Genomic DNA, 20,792 nt, shown 5'->3' on the forward strand with positions numbered 1-20,792 from the left:
GGGAAAATCACCGTAGGGGCATGCGGATGGGCAGTCGATTCGGTTTCTTCCTTGTCGCATCGATGTGCACGGGCATCCTTGGTCTGCCACGCAGCATAACGGCCGCGACCACGGAGAATGCAGCGGACACGCCGCCGGCCGAGCTCGCACAGGTCAATGTCGTCGGGCACTACGACAACGGTGTCGGAACTTCGGATGCCGCATCGCAAGGAGTCGTTCTCGGCCGGCTGCTGCAGGATATTCCCTTGCTCCGCCCGGGCGAAGCGCTCGAAACGATTCCGGGCCTCGTGGTGACGCAGCACTCGGGAGACGGCAAGGCCAATCAGTACTTCCTGCGTGGCTACAACCTCGACCACGGCACCGACCTGGCCATCAGCGTGGACGGCGTGCCGGTCAATATGCCGACCAACGGCCACGGCCAGGGCTACGCCGATCTGAATTTTCTCATTCCTGAGCTGGTCGATCGCATCGACTACCGCAAAGGCCCGTACTTCGCCGAGAGCGGAGATTTTTCTTCTGCCGGTTCGGCGGACATCCACTATCGGAGCCGTCTCGAAGAAAACCTCTTCGATATCACCGTCGGCGAGTACGGCTATCGACGCATACTGGCCGCCGGATCGACACCGTTTGCGTTCTCTTCGTCGGCGCCGTCGTCGCCGGTTTTGCTCGGCGCCGTCGAGGTCATGCAGAGTGACGGTCCTTGGGCGCTGCCCGAAGGCATGCACAAGTTCAACGGCCTGCTGCGGCTCAGCGCGGGAGATGCCGCATACGGAGGCTCGGTCACCGCCCAGGCGTACGACGCGCATTGGCGCTCCACCGATCAAGTGCCGCTGGAACTGATCGAGAGCGGTGCGCTGTGTCGATTCTGCGCACTCGATCCCACCGACGGCGGCCGTTCGGCGCGGCAGATTCTTTCCGGCGAATGGCATCGCCAGGATCAAGACGGCTACCTGCGCATTTCGTCCTATGCGGAACATTACCGGCTGCAGCTCTGGTCGAATTTCACCTACTACGAATCCGATCCCGTGCGCGGAGATCAATTCAATCAGCGCGACGCGCGCAATCTGTTCGGCGGGAAAATGGCCTGGGGCAAGGTGGGTACCTTGTTCGGAAAAGAGTCCACGACCGAGGTCGGAGCCCAATTGCGGCACGACCAGATTCACGTCTCGCTGTTCGACACGCAGGCGCGAGTGCCGTTCGCCACGGTGAGCGACAACCTGGTCGGAGAAACCGAAGGCGCGATCTACGTCCAGAACGCGACGACATGGAATCCGTGGCTGCGCACACTGGTCGGTCTGCGCGCCGATGCGATCGATCTTGACCTTACGTCGCAAACGTATTCGCCCAACAGCGGCAGCGTCTCGGACAGCCGGGTCTCGCCGAAACTGAGCTTCGTTCTCGGGCCGTGGGCAAAGACGGAATTCTTCATCAACGTCGGCAATGGTTTTCACAGCAACGATGCGCGCGGCGTGGTCGAACGGTTCGATGCGGCGACGGGCGATCCGAAGCCGCAAGCGCCGGCCCTGGTCGGCAGCTATGGCAAGGAGATCGGACTGCGCACCGAGATCGTGCCCGGCCTGCAAAGCTCATTGGCGCTGTGGACACTCAACAGCAGTTCCGAGCTGTTGTACTCGGCCGACTCGGGCGGCACCGAGATCAACGGCGCCAGCAAGCGTTACGGTGTCGAATGGAACAACCATTGGATCGTCAACGATTGGCTTTTGCTCGATGCCGACCTTGCCTGGACGCACGCGCGCTACGCCGACAAAAACGCCAACGGCGAGCTGGGCAATCACATCCCGAATGCGGTCGATCGCGTCGCCTCGGTCGGCGCGAGCGTTCACCGAGGTGCTTGGTCGGGCGACATCAAATGGCGCTACATCGGAGGCTGTCCGCTGACGCAGGACGCAAGTCTGCGCGCGCCTTCGGCCATCGTGACCAACCTGCGCGTGCAGCGCGAACTGAACGAACGGGCATCATTGTCGCTCGACGTGCTGAATCTGTTCGACCGACGCTATTTCGACATCGCCTACGGCCAGGACTACCGCGTCTCCGCAAGCACCCCCTTGGTTGCCTCCGGCGTTACCGTGCACCCCGGCGAACCGAGGCAGTGGCGCGTCACGCTGCATATCAAACTATGATTGCTGCCGACCCTCCACGGATGACCGCACCATGATTGTCGTTCACCATCTCAACAATTCCCGCTCGCAGCGCGTGCTCTGGCTGCTCGAAGAACTGGGTTTGGACTACGAAATCAAACGCTATCAGCGTGATCCGCGGACGATGCTCGCGCCAGCCGAACTGCGTGCCGTTCATCCGTTGGGCAAGTCGCCGGTGGTTACCGATGGCCCCAACACCTTGGCCGAATCCGGTGCGATCGTCGAATACCTGGTCGAGCGCTATGGCAATGGACGACTGAAACCGCCCGAGCACAGCCCCGAGCGTCTGCGCTACACCTATTGGCTGCACTATGCGGAAGGCTCGGCGATGACGCCGTTGCTGCTGAGTTTGATCTTTCGGCGCTTGCCGAAATCGCCGATGCCATTCTTCGTGCGCCCTGTGGTGCGTGGCATCGCGGACAAGGTAAAAACCTCGTTCGTCGATCCGCAGCTCACTCTGCATTTCGACTATATGGAAAGCGAGCTGACGCCACGGACCTGGTTTGCCGGCGACGAATTCACCGCCGCCGATATCCAGATGAGCTTTCCGCTCGAAGCGGGCGAAGCGCGAGGATTCGTCGATGAGCGACGGCCTCATTTAGCCGCTTTCCTCGAACGAATCCATTCCCGGCCCGCGTATCGGCGTGCTCTGGAGCGGGGCGGCGACTATACATTGCTGTCCTAGCGTGCTCTTCGGCGAATGGTTTGCCCTTCGTGGTCCGCTCCTGGTCGGAGCGGACTCTGCGGTGATCCCTGGCTGATCCGGGATGTCGGGTCACTCTAATAGAGAGCTTTGCAACGAAGCGGTCTTGCCCGATGGAAGGCGAATGGAAGCTTACGCTGCTTCCAAGACACCGCTTGTTTGCATCCACAGCGAAGGCCTAGAAGAACCGAAACGGCACATGTGAGTATTCGGCGTTGTTGACGAAGGTCTGGTAGTTTTGCCGCGCTCCTTGGGTGCCCGGTTGCTGGGCATAGCCGAAACCACCGTACTCGTTGAGCAGGCTGGCGCGGTTTTGGCCTTGTGGCACCTGCTCGATTTTCGCCGACCATATTCGGCCGCTTCGATATTGCGGCACGTTGGTCTGCGCGGAGTGATATCGCACCGTCCATTGCGTGCCGTTGGTACTGACGAAATCGTATTTCGCACCGACGCGAATATGCTGCGAGGGATTCCAGGTATTGGCGGTGCCCTCGGGCACGAGATCGACGAGTTGCCGGTAGGAGATCGATCCGCGCCGCACAACCGCCAGGCGCGCGGCGTTCTCCAGTTGCGCGTCGCTGAGCGCGGATGTGCCGGGCATTCCGGGTCCTCTCGGACCGGAAGGGAATTTTGCCCGCGCGACCCAGCCGCCGCCGATCCCACCGGCTACTGCGCCGACCACCGCGCCGAACGCAGCCGCTTTGCCGACCCCCTCCCAGAGGTTGGACTTGCCTTCGATTGCATTCGAAGCCAATTGACCCGCGGCGCCGCCTGCGGCACCGCCGGCAGCGCCGCCGACCACGCCGCTGACGACGCCGACGGTGACGCTGCTCGCGCTGTAGCCAAGGGCGACGGCGCCCGCGCTCGCCAGCGCGCCGGCACCGAATCCCACGGCACCACCGACTGCGCCGGCCAAGGCGCCGATGCCGACCGCCTTGCCGAAATCGCCCCAATCCCATTTTTCGCCGGTGATCAGCGTCTGCGCGCCGTAGCCGACCGCGCCGGCCGCCGCGCCGACGACGATGCCGGCGAGCACGGATAAGGCGAGCAGGGCGAGGAAGGCCAGCCGCCCCGAAGGGTCGATCATGCTGACCGGATTGTTGTTGCCGTAAACGTAGGGGCTGGCGAACTGGTTTTCGGGGTCGGTGCCGTAGAAGCGGCCGATGGCCGGATCGTACAAACGCGCATTGAAGTTGTAGACCCCGAGCGCACGGTCGAATTGCTGGCCGACGAAAAGGAACTCGAGGCGTTCGCTTGCCGCACCCGTTTCCGATTCCAAGCCGCCGAACGGCAGGAAACTCCAACTGCCGGCGAGCGAACCGTCGTCGGCGATCATCGCGCGGCTGGAGCCCAGCCGGTCGCTCAGCACGAGCCAGAAGCGGTCGTCCTGATGCAGTCCGATCAGACCCTGCGGGCCGTAAACGAGGCGCGTGATCGATACGATGCGGCCGTTGGCGTCGCGTGAAATCTGAATCAGCGGCTTGTCGCTGGTGCCGTAAATCGAGGTCTGCGTGATTCCGGATCGGCGATCATGCCGATGCGCGCGGCGGCCCTCGCTGTCGTAATCGAAATCGACTTGTCCCGCCGAAGTGCGCACCGACTTGGTCAGCGCGGAAACGCGGCCGTAGCTCAAATTCTCCAGGCCGCGCGGCAACGCCGCGACGATCGCGCCGTCGGCATTGAAGGCGAATTCGCCGACGGGATTGTTTTGCGTGTTGATGAGCTGGTCGGTGCCGGCGTTGTAGACACAATTCAGCGGGTCCGTCGCCGCGATACGCGCAGGGACGGCCTTGAAGTTGCCATTGGCATCGTAAGTCACAAAATCTGCGTCGGCCGTTGCGCGGTCGCCGTAGGCTTGCGTCAGCCGCTGTGCCGAATCGAAACGGTAGTTGCGCGTGCGCTGTGTGCCGTCGGTGACGGCGTCCGCATCGGCAACGACCTGGCCGTTGTAGTAGCCGGCCGAACCGTCGGGAGCGCGCGTGTAGTAGGTTTGCTGGCGGAACAAGGGACAGTCGATGCCGGTGATCCAGCCGGGCGAGTTGTAGCTGAGGCGGCGTTCGGTCGCGGCAGTCTGGCCGGGGCGCAGGCGCTGCGTCGCGACGCTGCCGTCGGCGTTGTAGGTATAGACAGCGTAAGCATCGGCCTGGGATGCGTCGCCGACCGTCCGCATGCGGCCTAGGGCATCGTAAGCGTAGGTGACTTCGGCCGCGACGGCCTGTGTATCGTCGGCGAGGTAGCGTTGGCGGCGGATGTTCTGCAGATTGTCGTATTCGTAGGCAATCGGGTAACCGATACCTTCGGGCAGGCTTTCCTGGGTTTGCTGGATGACGTTGCCGGCGATGTTGTAGGCGTAGTGCAGCCGGATTGCGTTTTCCGCAGCGGCATCGGCAGTGCGGCTCGCCGTGGTGGACGTGATCAAGCGCGACATCGAGCGCGCGTCGCTGCCGTCGCCGTCGTAGGTGTTGACCGTCTCCCAGGTTGCCGGCGTCGGCGGCCAGGCCGGATCGGTATTGGCGATACGCTGCAGTTCGGCACGATTCCACGCCATGTCCAGATAGCCGCTTTCAAGCGGCCGGCCGAGAGCGTCGTAGCGTGTGTAGACGAACCAGCCTTCCGCCGCGCCGCGCGCGCTGCGCTGGAAGCGCAGTTGGTTGAGCGAGTCGTAGATGCGCTCGGCGGCGCCGCTGTCGGGCGTCGTCGCTTCGACGAGGCGATCGAGCATGTCGGTGCGCTGGATCACGCGCCAGGCATCCGGCTTGGAGCCGGCCGGCGGATTGTAGTAGTTCGGCAGATAGGTCGTGGAGATCTGTCCGTCGCTGACATAGGTGTTTGCCGTCAGCGTAGTCAGATAAGTTTGCGCGGCGTCGTCGATAAGCACGCCGTTGGCAACGATCGCACCGAGTTTGTCGGTGGCTTCACAACGTTGGTTGCCGTCGGCGTCCGTGTAAGTCGTGACCTGATATTCGCCGGCGGGCAGCCAGGCGACGAATCCGGTACCGGTCGTCGCGCCGTAAGCGGTCTTGCCGGTGTGACGCTGCGCCGGCGTGGTTTTGTCGAGATCGACGATGGCGAACTCTTTGCCGGGCAGGCCTTTTTCGATCACGCGCCCGAGCGGTGAGGCTTCGTAACGATCGCGTTGGTAGGGATAACCCTGGTCATCGCTGTTGCCGCCGCCACCGAGCGCATAGTAGTCGGCCACTTCGCCGCGCAGGACGCCGCTGACCCAATTCATGTGCTCGACGAATCGGCTGCGATATGCGAGCAGCGGAATGTCGACACGCGGCGCGAGCTGCGCCGGCTTGCTGCGCACGGCGGCGCGGCCGCGATCGTCGTACACCGTGGCCGATACGAGGCTTTGCTCGTCAATAAGCGCCTGCTCCTGACACGGGTTGCCGGCGCCGTCGGAATACACCAATCGCGCTTGCACGCCGTCGGTGACGGCGATGCGGCTGAAGGCAACTTCATCGCCGGCGAAGATTTCCGCTTCGCCTTCGATTTCGCCGGCGCAGATCTTCGACAGCACGAGTTCTCCATCGGCGAAGAACAGCACCACGCGTCCGGCGACGACGAGCAGCCAGTCGCGTTGGAATGCGCGCGTTGCGTCGTCGGCAATCGATATCTCGTGATAACGGCCACGTTCGGGAGCCGCGCGGCGAGCCGCGACATCGGCGGATTTCTTTTTGCCTTTCGCCGCGCCGGTTTCCTGCAGCGACCAAAGCCGCGTTTGCGGATCCCACTGCACGACCAGCGCAGTGCCGACGCGCAACCCGAGAGGAGCGCTCGGTGTTGTGCGCGGATTCGCATGCACGCACATGCCGAACTGCTTGCGGATCGACGGCGAACTCAGGCGTATCGAGCCGGATGCTTTGACATCGTGCCAGAGTGCGCCGTCGCGCAACTGCCATTGCTGCGGCTCCTTGGTGCTCCAGTGAGACAGATCACCGTCGCGCAGGAAGTCGGAATAAAAACCGCTGCCGGTGCCGCGCAGTTCAATCGCACAATTCGGCGCGATACGATCGAACGCATCGGCCGATTGCCGCGACAAATATTGCGAAGCCAGGTTGAGCACGTTCTCGTCGGGACCGACCGCGCCGATCGGGCGCAGAAAGCCGTCATAGAGGGTGCGACTGGTTTCCGCATTGGGTCCGAGCGCGGCGGTCGCGACGTCGGCACGCGTGTCGTAGACCTGAGCGGAAAAGGTGCTCAGGAACGGCGACCAGCGCAGATCGTCGACATAGGCCGGCGCCGCCTGCGCATTGCGTAGAGCCACGACGACGCTGATGTCGCCACTCGCCGACGGCAATTCGACGGCTTGCGAGAGATACGCCCAGTTGCCTGCCGTCTCGGCGAAAGGCACGTCGATTTGCCCGATTTTTTGTCCGCCGCGAATCAGTTCGATCGACAAACCCGAGTCGGCCGATACGCGGAATCCATTTTCGGTGCGATACCAGGCGGTGAACAAGAATCGGCGGATGCGCGGCGAGGGATTGAAGCGCCGCTCGAACCGTTCGCCCGCCGTGGTGGCTTGCGAAAGCTGCAGGCTGCGGCGTCCGCAATGACCGAGTGCCGTGGTGACGAAGCCCGACCAGGGCTTGCCGGATGGGGCGAGCACCCAGCCGGCCGTCTCTTCGTAGTCTTCGAATCCCAGATAGGCGGCTTCGCCCGATTCGATCGACGCATTGGCAAAGTTGGCAACGAGATAGCGCTCGTCGCGATCGTAAAGATTGGCGCTCGGCTGACCCGTCGCATTGCTGCTTTCCACGACGAGGCCGTGACCGCTGCGCTTGACGACGGCTTGCTGGAATTGCCAATCGGCGCCCGGCTGCTGTGTGGTATTCCAGGTCGAGAATGCAGCCGAGCCGGGACCGCCCAGCCACGCGTATTGGTCGAAACTGTCGAAGACCTGCAGAGGCACGGCCGACGTCGCCGATGCGTTGTGGCTCGGCCAGGTTTTAAATCGCGTGACGGCGACGGCGGTGACCTGTTCGTTTGCCTGGCCGACCTTGCTCGTGCTGGACTGCTGAGCGACCGCGGTATAGGCATGCCGCGCTCGCAGCGAGGGATAAACTTCGCAGGCGTAGAGAGTGAGATCGGATCGTAACTCAGACTCTCCGAGCGCGTTGTAGATCGTCACCTGCTTGCGCTTTCGCTGCCCGGTCGAGGCGTCGAATTCGCTTTCGGTCCGGGTTTGTACCCCGTCCTGTTCAACAACCGTCGCGAGTTGTTGAACGTAGGCGCCGCGGATCGGCACGGGCTGTCCCTGCGCCGTTTGGATTTGCGTGTAGACGCGCCAATCGTACTCCTGACGGCCGACCACTTTCCCGTCGGCGTCATAGACGTTCTGACGCTGCAGGTAGCCGTCGAGCACGCTGAAATTGTCCTGGAGGTTGTCCGGCGCCGCCGTCGAAATCTGCAGCCGCGATCGGTACTGGGCCTGCACGCTCGGGTGATCCGTCGGCAGTCCGTTGATATAGATCGACTCCGTCGTGCCGCCGTTCACGGTCGCGGAATCGCCTTCGATGCGGGTGGCGCGAAAGAATTTGACGACTTGGCCGCTGGGATCGCAGATCGCCGTGGATTCGTCGTAGTCGTAGGAAGTGACAACCGTGTCGAATCCACTGTCGATGGTGACTTGCATGACCGGATACGCACGCACGTTGCCCGCCACCGAGCCGCGGATATGCCGACGCAGCGTGATCGAGCGCGCCTGATCGAAGGTCTTGCCCAATGGAAACGTCAGCACGCTGTCGGGGCCGGCAGGCGCGGTGCCGCTTTGTGCGCCTTCGCGGTAGCCCATGAGGTTGTAGCTGCGGAAGATCTGTTCGTCGAAATCCTCGACCGTACCCGAGCGGCCGTTTTCGAGATTGACCACGCGGGTTCGCGTCGGTTGCAGCTTGCCGTCCACATCGCGATATTGCAGATAGGCGATGAACCCGGGCGACTGATTCTGCATCGTCGTCGTGTCGATGTGTTGATCCGTAGCCGGGTCGTCGATGGGATCTGCCGGCACGCTGGGCCAATTGGCGGAAGTGCCGCGCCAGAACGTATCGCGATCGAGAGTGAGGTAGTCGCTTGCGGCCGTTGGAAAATAGCGTGTTTTTTGGAAGGGCAGGGTCGTATCGATGCCGGCGACGCGGCGCGGCTCGCTCTGCCAATTCAGCGAATCGCTGTCCGGATCGTAGACGGCCAGCGTGGACAGAATCTGGCTGGCGCCGTTCTGCGTCATCAGCGCGACGTCGTCGCCCACCGAAAGCCAGCTGACATTGTCGATACTGCTCGCGAAGGCGAAGCCCAGGTCGCGGTGCTGCCAGTTTTTGCCGTTGTAGCGGAACAGATTCGAGCCGCTCGCCACGAGCGCAGCGCCGCCGATTGCGGCTGTATACGACACGTTGCGCGGAGCCTGCAGGTCGTCACGCGCATAGGTCTGCGTGAAACGATAGTCGGCATCCCAATGGAATACGCGCAAACCATATTGGTTGTAGCCGGAGTTGGTGCTGCGCAGATAGGTGGCGACCGCATAGGTTTCGCCGGGCGCCCAGAACAAGGTGTCGCCGCCGTCGGATTGTGCGATGTCGAGCGCCGGCGTTGCGGGCGCGCTGTCGTGCCATTGGCCGAGCGCGTCGAGATGGGAGAGTTTCAGGCAATTGCGCCGTTTGCCCGGCTCGCCGCCGAGGTCGTAACACAGCAGCAGGCTGTAGTTGGCGCGTGCCGTCAGATAATATTTGCGCTGCGTCGAGACTTGCGCGCTGCAGGAGTTCGCGGCCAGGGCGAACGACTCTTGCCGCCAGCTTCGCGGCGCCCAGTCCCAGGTGATCCGGTACAGCGTGTCCTGGCTTGGAACGACGGCGATGACAAACTGTTCGCCTGCGGCGAGTGCCACGCGTAGCGCCGGGAAACTCAAATTGGTTTCGTGCTGCTGCCACTGACCGAGCGCGTTGGCGCGTTTGTGGAACAGCAGCAGCTCGGTGCGGTCGGCGTTGTCGGCTTCCCAGGTCACCGCAAAGAAATCGCTGCGCGTGAGCGCAGACAAGCTCGCCAGCTTCAAGTTCGCCTTGAGCGTCATCGAACTCGTCGACCAGCGATACCAGAACCCGAGCCAAGTATACACGGACAGCTGCAACTGGCGCGAATCGGTGTTGTACCAGGCGACCACGGCATAGTCCGAACCGAACCACGCGCGCGGTACCCAGGCCTCGGGCGTGCCGGTGCCGGGGCGCGGAATCTGCAAACTCTTTGCGCAGATCGGCAGATCGCGAGAGGCATAGACGTAAGTCGCCGTGCCGCCCTGCGGATAGGTGATCGAGCGCAACGCGCCGGGATGCGGATCGGCCGGATCGGAGTAATAAGTGAACGCCAGGCCCGGTAGCGATTCTCCCGATGTGTTGGTTTGATCGACGCCGACAAGGACGCGCTTGATAGTGTCGCCGTAGAGCGGATCGTTCGGGTCGGTCGCGGTGAAGTTCTTCAGCTCGTAGCGAAAATGAATCGCAAACATTTTGGCGCCAGTGTTGTCGCGCACGTGCAGTTTGCTTAGGAATTTGGTTTCGTATCGATCCTGGTAGGCGTTCGGCGCCGAACTCGGAACGGCCTTGTGCGGGTCGGCGTATTCGCGCGCTGCGCGCGCCGTCTGCGGCAGAGCCGGATCGTAAGCGGTGTATTCCTTGTCGGCGTATTCGAATTGCAGAGTCCTGCCGAAGACATCGACGATCGTATGCGGATAACAGGCTTTCGTGTAGGCGAGGCCGCCGTTGCCCACCGCCTGCTCGACGACTTCGTAGGTGTAGGCGATGCGGTCGCTCCAAGCGCTGACGGTCGCGACCAGATTCCAGGCCAAGGCGTAGCGCTGCTGGCCCTCGAGCAGAGTGCTCGCGCCGCGCCAGTTCGATGCCCAGCGCACGCCCCATTGAATGCTGTTCACTGCGGGCGTGCCCGCGGTCGCGGCGAGTCCGCCTCCATAACTCAGTTGAGTACCGTCCTCTTTGACGATAAGCCAATGCTCGAAGGCGGGGTAGTAGCGTATGGCCCAGAACTTGTAGCTGGACAGTTCGTAGCCGAGGCCACCGTCGCTCACCGGCAGAGCGCTCGCATTTCGTGCGACACGATATATGCGTTCCGCAGTCGGCTCGAACAACATCCACCCCGATGTGCCGTCCGCAACGTAAGGGTCGATGCGCGTCGCACCCGAAAGCGCGAGGCCTTCTTCGGCAAAGCGCTCGGTCAACGCATCGGAAATTTTCCCTGCGTCAAGCGTGGCGGCGAAAGCGGACGAGAGCTCGAACAGCTCCCAGACCTCCGCAGTACGCAATAGCGGAGTCCGATTGTTGTTGGCGACCAGGAGGCAATCCGGATCAGTCGTGCCGTCCGAGCTGCCCGGGGCGCGCTCGATGCGGTCGAAGGGCAGGGCACAACCCAAGCCGGCGATGCCGGTCGGCGCTTCGCGATTCCAGCGCTCGATGTCGTTCTGCACATTGCTGTGCAGGAGTGCCGAAATCGCCACATCCAGTCCACCGCGGCCTTTCAGCGTGAGCAAAGGCAGCGATAGGTTGACGTCGCCGCGAAACATATTGACGCTGTTCGCAATGGCACCCATGCCATCCTGATCGAATTGAAACGAGCGAATTGCGGGGCCTTGATCGTTGCTGGTACTCGCGGCAGTGGCCATGGCTAGCGTTCCTGTCTGTCGAAGGAATGGGGCAGGGATTCAATGTTTGCGGAGAAAAGCGGGCCGCCGATCCGCGCGGCCCGTAGGTCGTGCGATCAGGCCGATTCGACGTCGCCGATCACAGTGACGTCGATCTCCGCCGAACCTTTGTTGTTCGAGCCGTCTTTCAGATTGAAGACGACGTTGTAGGTCACGACCGAGCCGTTCACGGCGATGTTGGTGACCGACACCTGCAGGTCGCGCAGATGATGATCGCTGTTGCCGAAGCTCACGGCGTAGCCTTGCAGCGGCACAGCCGCTGCGCGGACCGTGTTGCCGAAGTCCGCGCGTCCGGACTGTGTTCCGGGATCGGAGAAGGAAAAGTGTTGCGGCATGACTTTGATGCTCATTGGGATCTCCTCAGTGGTTGGCATGATGCTCAGCGGATGACAGTCAGGCCCTGTGCGCATTGAGCTGAAGGGCGGCCGGCTGGAGATACCGCAGGCGGAGCGACTATCGTGTTTGCCGGGCCGCGCGGCGATGACTGAGCGTCTCAATTGGAGACCATTCCGCCTCGAGCAGGCGTGTCACTGGATGCTCAAGCGTTTGAAGCGTGACGACGCGCGCAGTAATCGGCGAACGCGCGACAGAGCGCGCGCGTTGAGAGCGTTGTGGATTTGTTGATGCGGGTCAGATCATCGCGGCAATTGCGCGCGCTTGTGCCGCCGCGGTATCACGCGCTGTTTCTGCGAAGCGGCGCTTTATCGTGATCGACGCTGCCGTTCAGTGGCGGCAGCGTCTGCAACGAAGATCAGGTCCGGCGCTGACGCGTGAGCATCACGGCAGCGATCAGACCGATCAGCGTCAGCATCGCCCAACGATCGAGCAGCGGCGCCGGGACCGGCCGCACCGGCGGCGCGGCAACCACGACGACCGCTTGCGCCTGTGCCGTGGCGAAGGCGCGATCGCCCGCATACGCCGCGCGCAACGTGTGCGTGCCTGCGCTCAGCGTCGACAGCGAGAGAGTCGCGTTGCCGTTCGCATCGATCGCCACGGCGCTCAACGTGGTTGCGCCGTCATAGAAAGTCACCATGCCCGTCAGCGCCGCGGCAACGGCGGCAGTGCTGCCGGCTTCGACGATCGTTCCGTTCTTGCTCGGCACTGCACCACCTGTGTCCGTCGGTGCGGCGCAGCCGGATACGGCTGCCGTCAGAGTCAGACTCTGGCCGGCCGTAATGTTGTCGGGCGTCGCTGTCAGGCTCATCGTTGTGCACTTCAAGCCGACACTGATCGTCACCGACGCGGAATCTTTCGTCGTGTTGTTCGCATCGCCCGCGTACGTTGCCGTGAGCACGTGATTGCCCGCCGTCGCGAAGCTCGTAGTGCAGCTTGCCGTGGCCGTGTTACCGACGGTCGTCAGATTGACTTGGCTGCACAACACCGTGCCGCCGTCGTTGATCGTGACCGTGCCCGTCGGCGCCTGTCCGCTGACCGTCACGTTGAGCGTGACCGCCGCATCGACCGCCGCCGTCGTCGTGCTCGCAGTCAGCGTGATCGCGCTCGCCGCGCTGCCGATGACGATGCTTTGCGTAACTTCGTTCGCCGCGTTGTAGTGCTGGTCGCCCGCCTGGTCGGCCGCGATCGTGCACGTGCCCGCCGTCAGCATCGTCACCGTCGTGCCGGCGACCGAGCAGACCGGCGCGGTCTTCGAGGCGTAGACAATCGGCTGGCCCGAGTTCGGCGTCGTGCTCGTCGCCAGCGGCGCGATCGCGAACGTGCCGTTGACCGTGAATGTCCGGCTCGGCGTCGTCTGCACCGGGAAGGTCAAGGTCTGATCGGCCTTGTTGACGACCTGGCTCACGACCGCGCTCGACGACTGGTTGTTCGCATCGCCCGCATAGCGCGCCGTGATCACGTGCGTGCCGACGCTGAGCGTGGACGTTGTGCAGATCGCGGTGGCGTTGCTCGTGCCGGCAACGAGGTTGACCGCGGCGCAGAGCAGGGTCTCGCCGTCGCTGAACACCACGCTGCCGGTCGGGATCACGCCGCCCGCCGGCGGCGTCACTGTCGCGGTGAACGTGACGCTCTGGCCATAGGTACTCGGATTGACCGAACTGACCAGGTTCATGCCGGGCGAGGCCGCACCGACAATGAGACCGAGCGGCTTCGCGCTGCTGCCGGTGAAGTTGACGCTCGCCGCGGTGTCGGGGGAATACACCGCGGTGAGCGTCTTGCTGCCGGCCGAACTCGGCGTCAGCGGGCAACTCGTTGCCGGCAGGGTGATCGTGCAGTGATCGCCCGTGCCGCTATCGCCGTCGCTGACCGCGATGCTGCCGCTCAGCGTGCCCGCGCCGGGCTCGCCGACGGCAACCGTGGCGGTCACGACGACCGGATTGCCGAGCGTGATCGACGGGGGCGCAGACAGACTCGTGATCGTCGCGGCCTTGCCGACGGTCACGCCAGTCGTGGCGCTCGATCCGGCCGTGTTCGCGTCGGTGGGTGTATACGTCGCGGTGATCGTATGTGCGCTGACCGAGAGACTCGTGCTCGTGCACTGCGCCGAACCGCTCGCGACGGGCACCGTACCGCAGCCCGCGAGCACGTTGGTGCCGTCGCGGAACGCGAGCGTGCCGCTGAGCACGATGCCTTCGGTGGCTGACACGTTCGCCGTGAACGTGACGCTCTGACCGTACACGGTCGTGGCCGAACTCGCCGTCAGCGTCGTCGTCGTTGCGGCAGCGCCGACCTGCAGGCTCGCGGTGCCCGAACTCGCGGCAAAGTTGGTCGAGCCCGCATAGCTCGCCGTGATCGTCTTGCTGCCGGCCGGTGCCTGCGGCGCCAGCGTGCAGTTGCCCGCGCCGGTCGCGTCGAGGACGACGCTGCAGATCTGGCCTTGTACGTTCACCGCGACTTCGCCCGACGGAATGCCCGCACCGGGCGCATTTGCGCTGACGTTGACGCCGATCGTCACCGGGTTGCCGAGCACGATCGATGCCGGTGCGGTCACGGTCGTCGTGGTTTGTGCGACGTGGACTGTCTGCGGAATCGTTTGCTGCGTGCCATCGAGCAAGGTCGCGGTCGACGGCGTGTTGTTCGCATCGCCTTCGTACTGGAATCGCAGCGCATGATCGCCGACGCTCAGATCGGCCTGCGGCACCGTGCAGGTGGCGTTGACCGAGTTGGCTGTGCCGGTTGCGCTCAACGTAGAGTCTGCACAGATCTCGGTTTCGCCGTCGATAAAGAACTGCACCTTGCCGGTCGGCGTGACGCCACCCGCGGCGGGCGTCACCGTGCCGGTCAGCGTGACGCCCTGGCCGAACACACTCGGATTGACCGAGCTGATCAGGGTTGTGCCCGGTTGCGAGGCGTTGACGCCAAGCGAGGCGCTCGCATTGCTGCCGGTGAAGTTCGTGCTCGATGCCGCATCGGGCGTATAGGTCGCCGTTACCGTCTTCGTACCGGCGCTGCTTGGCGTCAGTGTGCAACTCGTTGCCGGCAAGGTGATCGTGCAGTGATCGCCGCTGCCCGAGCCGCCGTTGCTCACGGTCACCGTGCCGGTCGGCGTGCCCGAGCCGGGCGCATTCGCCGTTACCGTCACGTTGACCGTCGTCGAGGCACCAAGCGAAACCGTCCACGGCTGAGTGTTGGTGATCGTCGTCGTGGTCGCCGCAGCACTCACGCTAACGTCCGTACTCGCCGCCGAGACGCTCGTATTACCGTCGATCGGTGTGAAGGTTGCGACGACATGATGCGATCCCACCGACAATGCCTGCGTTGTGCAGGTAGCGACACCGCCGCTCACCGTCACCGCGGTTGCGCAGCCCGACGGCAGCGGATTGGCGCCTTCGATAAACTCGACCTTGCCGACCGCGGTGCCGCTGTTGCCGCTTGGCAGCGACACCGTCGCCGTGAAGGTCACGCTCTGGCCGTAGACGGCCGAGGTGGGGCTCGACGTCAGCGTGGTGGATGTCGCCGCGGCGGAAATGGTCAGCGCCGTGGCGTTGCCCGCATCCTGCGCAAAGCTGTAGTTGCCGTGATTCGCGCTCAGGCCGCCGCCGTCGATCGCATAGCTGCCCGGCGCGCTCGACGCGGTCGCCGTTGTCGTGAAGCTCAATGTGCCGGTCGTCGCCGTGGCCTGCGATTCGCCGCTGATAAAGCCGCTCAGCGTGCCGCTCAGGCCGCTCGGCGTGGTGCCGTAGGCGATCGTGGCCGCTGTGGCTTTGTAGGTTAGGGTCAACGCGGTGATATTGGCGCTCAGGCCGGTCGGCTGGGTCAGCGTGTAGTTGACGGCCGCGCTCCCGCCGATCGAATCGTTCGCCGTTACTGCAATTGCGGTGCCGACGTTGGCCTGGGCGAACGAGCCAGCCTGGGTCAGGCTCACGTTGCTTGCGTCGACAGGGATTACGCCGACGAGCGTGCCGCCGCTCAAGGTCGCGGTCGCCGTGCCGTCATAGGGTTTGTTCTGCGCGTTCGTGCCGGTCACCGTCAGCGGTGCGCGCGTCACGTTGATCTGCACGCTCGCCGCCGCGCTCGTGTAGTTGGTCGTGTCGATCGGGTTGAAGGTCACCGCCAAGGTCTGTGCGTTGCCCGCAAGCAGCACGCTGCCGGCGAGCGGCGTATAGATAAACGTGCCCGGCACCGGATTGCCGTTGTAGGTCGCGGTCGCATTCAATTGCGCTGCGCCGAGCGGTGTGCCGTAGACAATCGCACCCGGCGCGCTCCACGTTATCGTCGGCGTGATCACGCTGACGATCTGCGTCAACGCTGCCGACGACGGCTGCGCGGCGGCACCGTAGTTCGCATCGCCGCCGTACTGCGCGGTGATCGAGTGCGTGCCGGCGTTCAAGGCGCTCGTGGTGAAGGTCGCGATGCCGGCACCGTTGAGTGCATGCGTACCGAGCAGGGTAGTGCCGTCATAGAAGCTCACATTGCCGGTCGGCGTCTGTGTGGCCGGCGCGACGGCCGCGACGGTCGCGGTGAAGCTCAACGGCGTGCCGTAGGCGCTCGGACTGGAACCGCTGCTGAGCACGAGCGCGGTCTGCGTAAGCTTCGCTACGAAGGTCGCCGTGCAGGTTCTCGCCGCGGTCATCGCGACGGTGACGACGGGGTTTGTGCCGCTGCAATCGCCGCTCCAAGCGGAGAAGTACTGTTGTGCGTTCGGCGTTGCGGTGAGCGTCACCGTCGGCGGCGTTTCTGCGTTGTACGCCGCTGTGCAAGTGCCGGAGCAGTTGGTGATGCCACCTGTCATCGGCACCGGACTCGCGCCGGCCGAAACGTTGCCACTGCCGGCGACGATTGCCGTCAGCACAGACAGGCGCAGTTCGACGGCGCCGATATCGCAGCCGACGCCTTGCGGACGCGCCACGCCGCGAATGTCGTCCGCGAGCACGCAGGTGCCGGCATCGATCGCCGCACTGCCGCTGCCAGGCAGCAGCGACGGCACCGCACCGCCATTGTTGCCGAGTGTGCCGAGCTTGGGATCACCCGCGACCGCGTTCGAACAGGCGACGTTACCGCCCGGGCAGCCGCCTTGCACGATGCTGTGGTCGAGAGCTACCGCACCGCGCGACGTAACGACGATCTCGGGATCGCCGGCATTGACCGTATCGCCCCACAAAATAGAGTTGTTGAGCGTCGCTTTGGCGATGCCACTGCTACCGAACGCCTCGCTGGAGATCGCGCCTCCGCGGCTCGCACCACTGCTGTTACCGGTGAAGGTGGCGTTGTCGAATGTCGGCGTGATACTGCCCTGGCCGGCATTGAGATCGATGGCGCCGCCGTAGTTGGGCGCGACGTTGCCGGTGAAGATGACATTGGAAAACGCCGGACTCACCGTGCCGCCGGCGACAGGAGCCGCGAGGCTGAGCGCTCCGCCGGAACCGCCGCCGCCCGCAGCCCGATTGCCGCGGAACAAGGTCTTCGACACGACCGCATTGGCCGGTCCGCCAATGCTGGTCAGACTCAGCGCACCGCCACCGCCGGCGCGATTGCCGCTGAAGATCAAGTTGCTGAGAGTGAAACTGCAGCTCGGCTGGCTCGCCGATGCATCGCAGCGCAGACCGCCGCCGAGGCCGCCGAGACCGGCGTCGCCCGCAGTGATGACGAAGCCGTCAATGACGCTATCGGCGCCGTAGCCGGCCGCGCCGCCGTTGTTCATAAGGATCACGTTCGCGCTGTTGCTGCCGGCGATCTGCGCGGCATCGAGCACGACACCGTTCGCATCGGTCGTGTCGTTGCTGTCGATATCGCCTGAGAGCACCGTGGGATTCGCCGCGATCACGCTCGACGTACGCTGATCGAGCGAGGTCTCGGTGCCGGCGAAGCCGCCGTAGAGTTTCACTCCGGCGCGCGGCTGGAAGCTGTCGCTCGTCGCGCTGCCAGGTTTGTACACGCCCTTCGCCGTCCAGATTTCGATGCAGCCGATATCGCGCACGGCGGATTGCAGGTCGGTGTAGGCATTGGTCCAGCTCGTACCGTCGTTTGTGCCGGCGGCGGTTTTGCTGACGTAGCAGCGCCGCTGCACGTTCGCCTGGAACTGATCGCCCGTGCGGAATCCACCGGAGATCGCATTGCCTGCGAGGTCGGTAATACCGGTGCCGCTGTTCTTCAGCGTGAGGAATAAATGACCGATGCCGCCGATGCGCGTGACGACGACGGTGTAGGTGCCGCCGCTGCCGCTCACAGCGCCGAGCTGGCCGGTCGCGGTGCCGTCAACGGTCTCGACAGTGAAAGCGCCCGCGGCGACGCCGGTGACGCTTTCCGAGAAGATCACCGTGTACGAGATCGTCACGCTCGTCGGCGGCGGCGAGCCGACCAGCGTGATTGCCGTCGCCGCCGGCGGCGTGCCGTCGAGCGTGATGCCGGCGAGCGAGAGCGCATTGTTCAAGGCCAATACCGCGGCGGCGGCGTTGCCCGCATCGGCGATGCCGCCGCCGTTGGCATCGATGCTGCCGGCCAAGGTGACGCCGCTGGTGTTGTTGGCAATGCCGCTGGCGACCGTGTAGCGGAAAAGCAGGTCGGCGGTGCCGCTGCCGGAAACGTAGTTCGCATACTGCGTGCCCGTGACCGGCACGCTCAGCGCGAGCCGCGGCGTTCCGGTCACCGTCACCGATTTGCTGAAATGCACGGTGAAGTCGAGCGGCTTGCCGATGCCGTAGAGGCCCGCGGCGGGGCCGTTCACCGAGGACACGGCCGGTGGAGGCGGCGCCACGTTCAACATCAGCTTGGTGCCCTGAACGCTCAAGGTGTAGAAATAACTTCCGCTCGGGCTAGTGGCCAGAGCGAAGTTCGCTGCGCTGATTCCGCTCGGTGTCGCGCCGGTGAAATCGATCAGTGTGTAGTTGCCGTAGCCGAAGCCGCCGCTGTCGGTGACGTTGATCTTGATGCCGCTTGCGGCGCTGAACGTGCCGCTGCTGACGCGTACGAGATCGCTCGTCGTGCCGAGTTCGAGATCGAGCATCGCGCCGCCGTTGAGAGTCAGTCCGTTGGTGAACGTCAACGTGCCGGGAGAATTGCCGGGCGCGAGGTGGCCGTTGTTCTGGATCGTCGCCAAGCCGTTGACGCGACCGCTGCCGCCGAGCGTCGCGTTGGCGGCAACCGCGAGCGTGCCGCTGCCGACCGCGCCGTTCACACGCAGCGTGCCCCCGTTGACGCTGGTCGTGCCGGTGTAGGTGTGGGTGCCGCTGAGGATCAGCGTGCCGCCGCCGATCTTGACCAAGGATCCCGAACCGCCCATCGCGCCAGAATACGTGGTGTTCGCACCGTTGTTGCCCGCGGCGAGCGCGACCGCGGTGCCGTCGGTGTTCTGCAGGGTGAAGTTTTGCGAGCCGGAAAGGCCGCCGAGCGTCGCGCTGGTGATCGCACTGAACGAGAGCGGGCCGCCGCTCAGCACGGCCGTACTGTTCACGAGCGCATTCACGTTGGCCAGCATCAGCGTGCCGGCTTCGACGTTGCTGTTGCCGGTGTAGGCGTTGCCGGCGCTCAAGGTCAGCGTGCCGGCACCGCGTTTGGTCACGCCGCCGCCGGTGATCGCCGGCGATATCTGACTGCCCGTGGAGAACGCCACGGGCAGCGGCTGCTGGATGCCCATGTTGCGCCCGTTCGTGTCAAAGATCGCGCCGCCCGCGTCGATCGCAAGCACGGTGTTGTTGTAACGCCTGTTCCAGCCGTTGTTGAAATTGATCCAGTTGGGATTGTCCGTGGTCCCCGCGCGCAGCGTGCCGCCGTTGAAATGCAGCTCCGCGATCGTCTGCTGGCCGACGTTGTCGCCGTTGCGGTCGATTTCGCTCGTGGTCAGCGTGCCGCCGTTGAGATAGAGATAGGCCTTGGCATTCGTCGTGCCGTCCTCGACCAGATTGACGTTGCCGCTGACATTGAGATTGCCGCCCGAGAGTGTGTAGACGCCGGTGTTGCCGGTGTAGATGGCAAATCGGAGTTTGCCGCCCGCGTTCATCGTGCCGCCGGACTGATTGAAATACGAGGTGACCGCGCCGCTGCTCCAGATGCTGATGATGAGGTCGCCGGTAAGCGTGGTCGTACCGCCGCTCATGTTGTAGGTGACGCTGTTCCACAAACCGAGTCTCTTGGCGAGGACGGTACCGCCGAGCTGGGTGATCGTCGGCGACCCGGCCGCCGTGCTCATCAGGTCGATCGAGTTCCAGCTGCGGTAGTCGTAGGTATTCGGGTCCGTATACGTGCGGTTGTAAAGAATCTCGCAGTCGGCCGCCGGGGTGTCGCACATGGCCGCGAAAACCGACGACATCGGCGCAAATGCGAGTGCCGCCAATAGGCCGGCACCGATTGCGGAACGGCGGCGGGCGAACGAAATTCGCGCCGGCAAGAACCGATGCGTAGTCGGCGGACTTTCCGTAAGAAACATGCGAGCGAATGCCGCGCGGAATCCGCGCGCCCCTGTGCAGTGATCGTCCGAGCTTAGTGGATGAGCAAAAGACGGCGTACGCCCAAAACTAGGCATATCCGTGTGCCGGGCCGAACTCGGTGCAGGGAAGAGCGCGGCGCGACGAAGCGGCCGGCGGATGGCAGTCGGATAGAGCACGGTATTCCCCTAAGTTTCCGGCAAACAGTGGCGTCGTCCCGGTATTCGTAATTCGGGGCAGCCGGGGATCATCGAGACCGAAAAGTGCAGGCGACTGTGCAGGCGGGCAGGGCTGAAGAGTGCTTCAGGTTCTTTTTTGATCGTACTTCCAGATGGGACTGGGTGCGTCACCATAAAAACCGAAGTTATCCACGATTAGAAAGCGTTATCGATGGCAAGAAGCGAATCGGACGT

The 20,792-nt window shown here is 64.0% G+C and carries 5 protein-coding genes; 2 read left to right on the forward strand and 3 right to left on the reverse strand.

The window, feature by feature from the left end:
- Positions 1-26 precede the first annotated feature (26 nt).
- Both FFS30_RS23195 and FFS30_RS23200 read left to right on the forward strand, forming a co-directional pair.
- Positions 27-2,141, forward strand: a complete 2,115-nt coding sequence (locus FFS30_RS23195) for a TonB-dependent receptor (RefSeq protein ID WP_171014824.1) — start codon at positions 27-29, stop codon at positions 2,139-2,141.
- Between the two features lie 31 nt (positions 2,142-2,172).
- Positions 2,173-2,844 (forward strand): glutathione S-transferase, encoded by a 672-nt coding sequence (locus FFS30_RS23200; RefSeq protein ID WP_137915592.1) that lies wholly within the window; start codon positions 2,173-2,175, stop codon positions 2,842-2,844.
- 196 nt (positions 2,845-3,040) lie between these two features.
- On the opposite strand, the gene FFS30_RS23205 is transcribed toward FFS30_RS23200, so the two are convergent.
- From FFS30_RS23205 to FFS30_RS23215, 3 genes are all read right to left on the reverse strand, one after another.
- Positions 3,041-11,452 carry an RHS repeat-associated core domain-containing protein gene (locus FFS30_RS23205; protein ID WP_171014825.1) on the reverse strand — a complete coding sequence of 2,804 codons (8,412 nt, stop codon included), beginning with the start codon at positions 11,450-11,452 and terminating at the stop codon, positions 3,041-3,043.
- A 167-nt stretch (positions 11,453-11,619) separates the two neighbouring features.
- Positions 11,620-11,913 (reverse strand): hypothetical protein, encoded by a 294-nt coding sequence (locus FFS30_RS23210; RefSeq protein WP_137915594.1) that lies wholly within the window; start codon positions 11,911-11,913, stop codon positions 11,620-11,622.
- A gap of 401 nt (positions 11,914-12,314) precedes the next feature.
- A complete protein-coding gene (locus FFS30_RS23215) occupies positions 12,315-20,264 on the reverse strand; it encodes an Ig-like domain repeat protein (RefSeq protein ID WP_171014826.1) in 7,950 nt (2,649 codons plus the stop codon).
- Positions 20,265-20,792 lie beyond the last annotated feature (528 nt).

The sequence above is a fragment of the Rudaea sp. 3F27F6 genome, from assembly GCF_005503555.1.
In the GTDB taxonomy this organism is placed as follows: Bacteria; Pseudomonadota; Gammaproteobacteria; order Xanthomonadales; family Rhodanobacteraceae; genus Rudaea.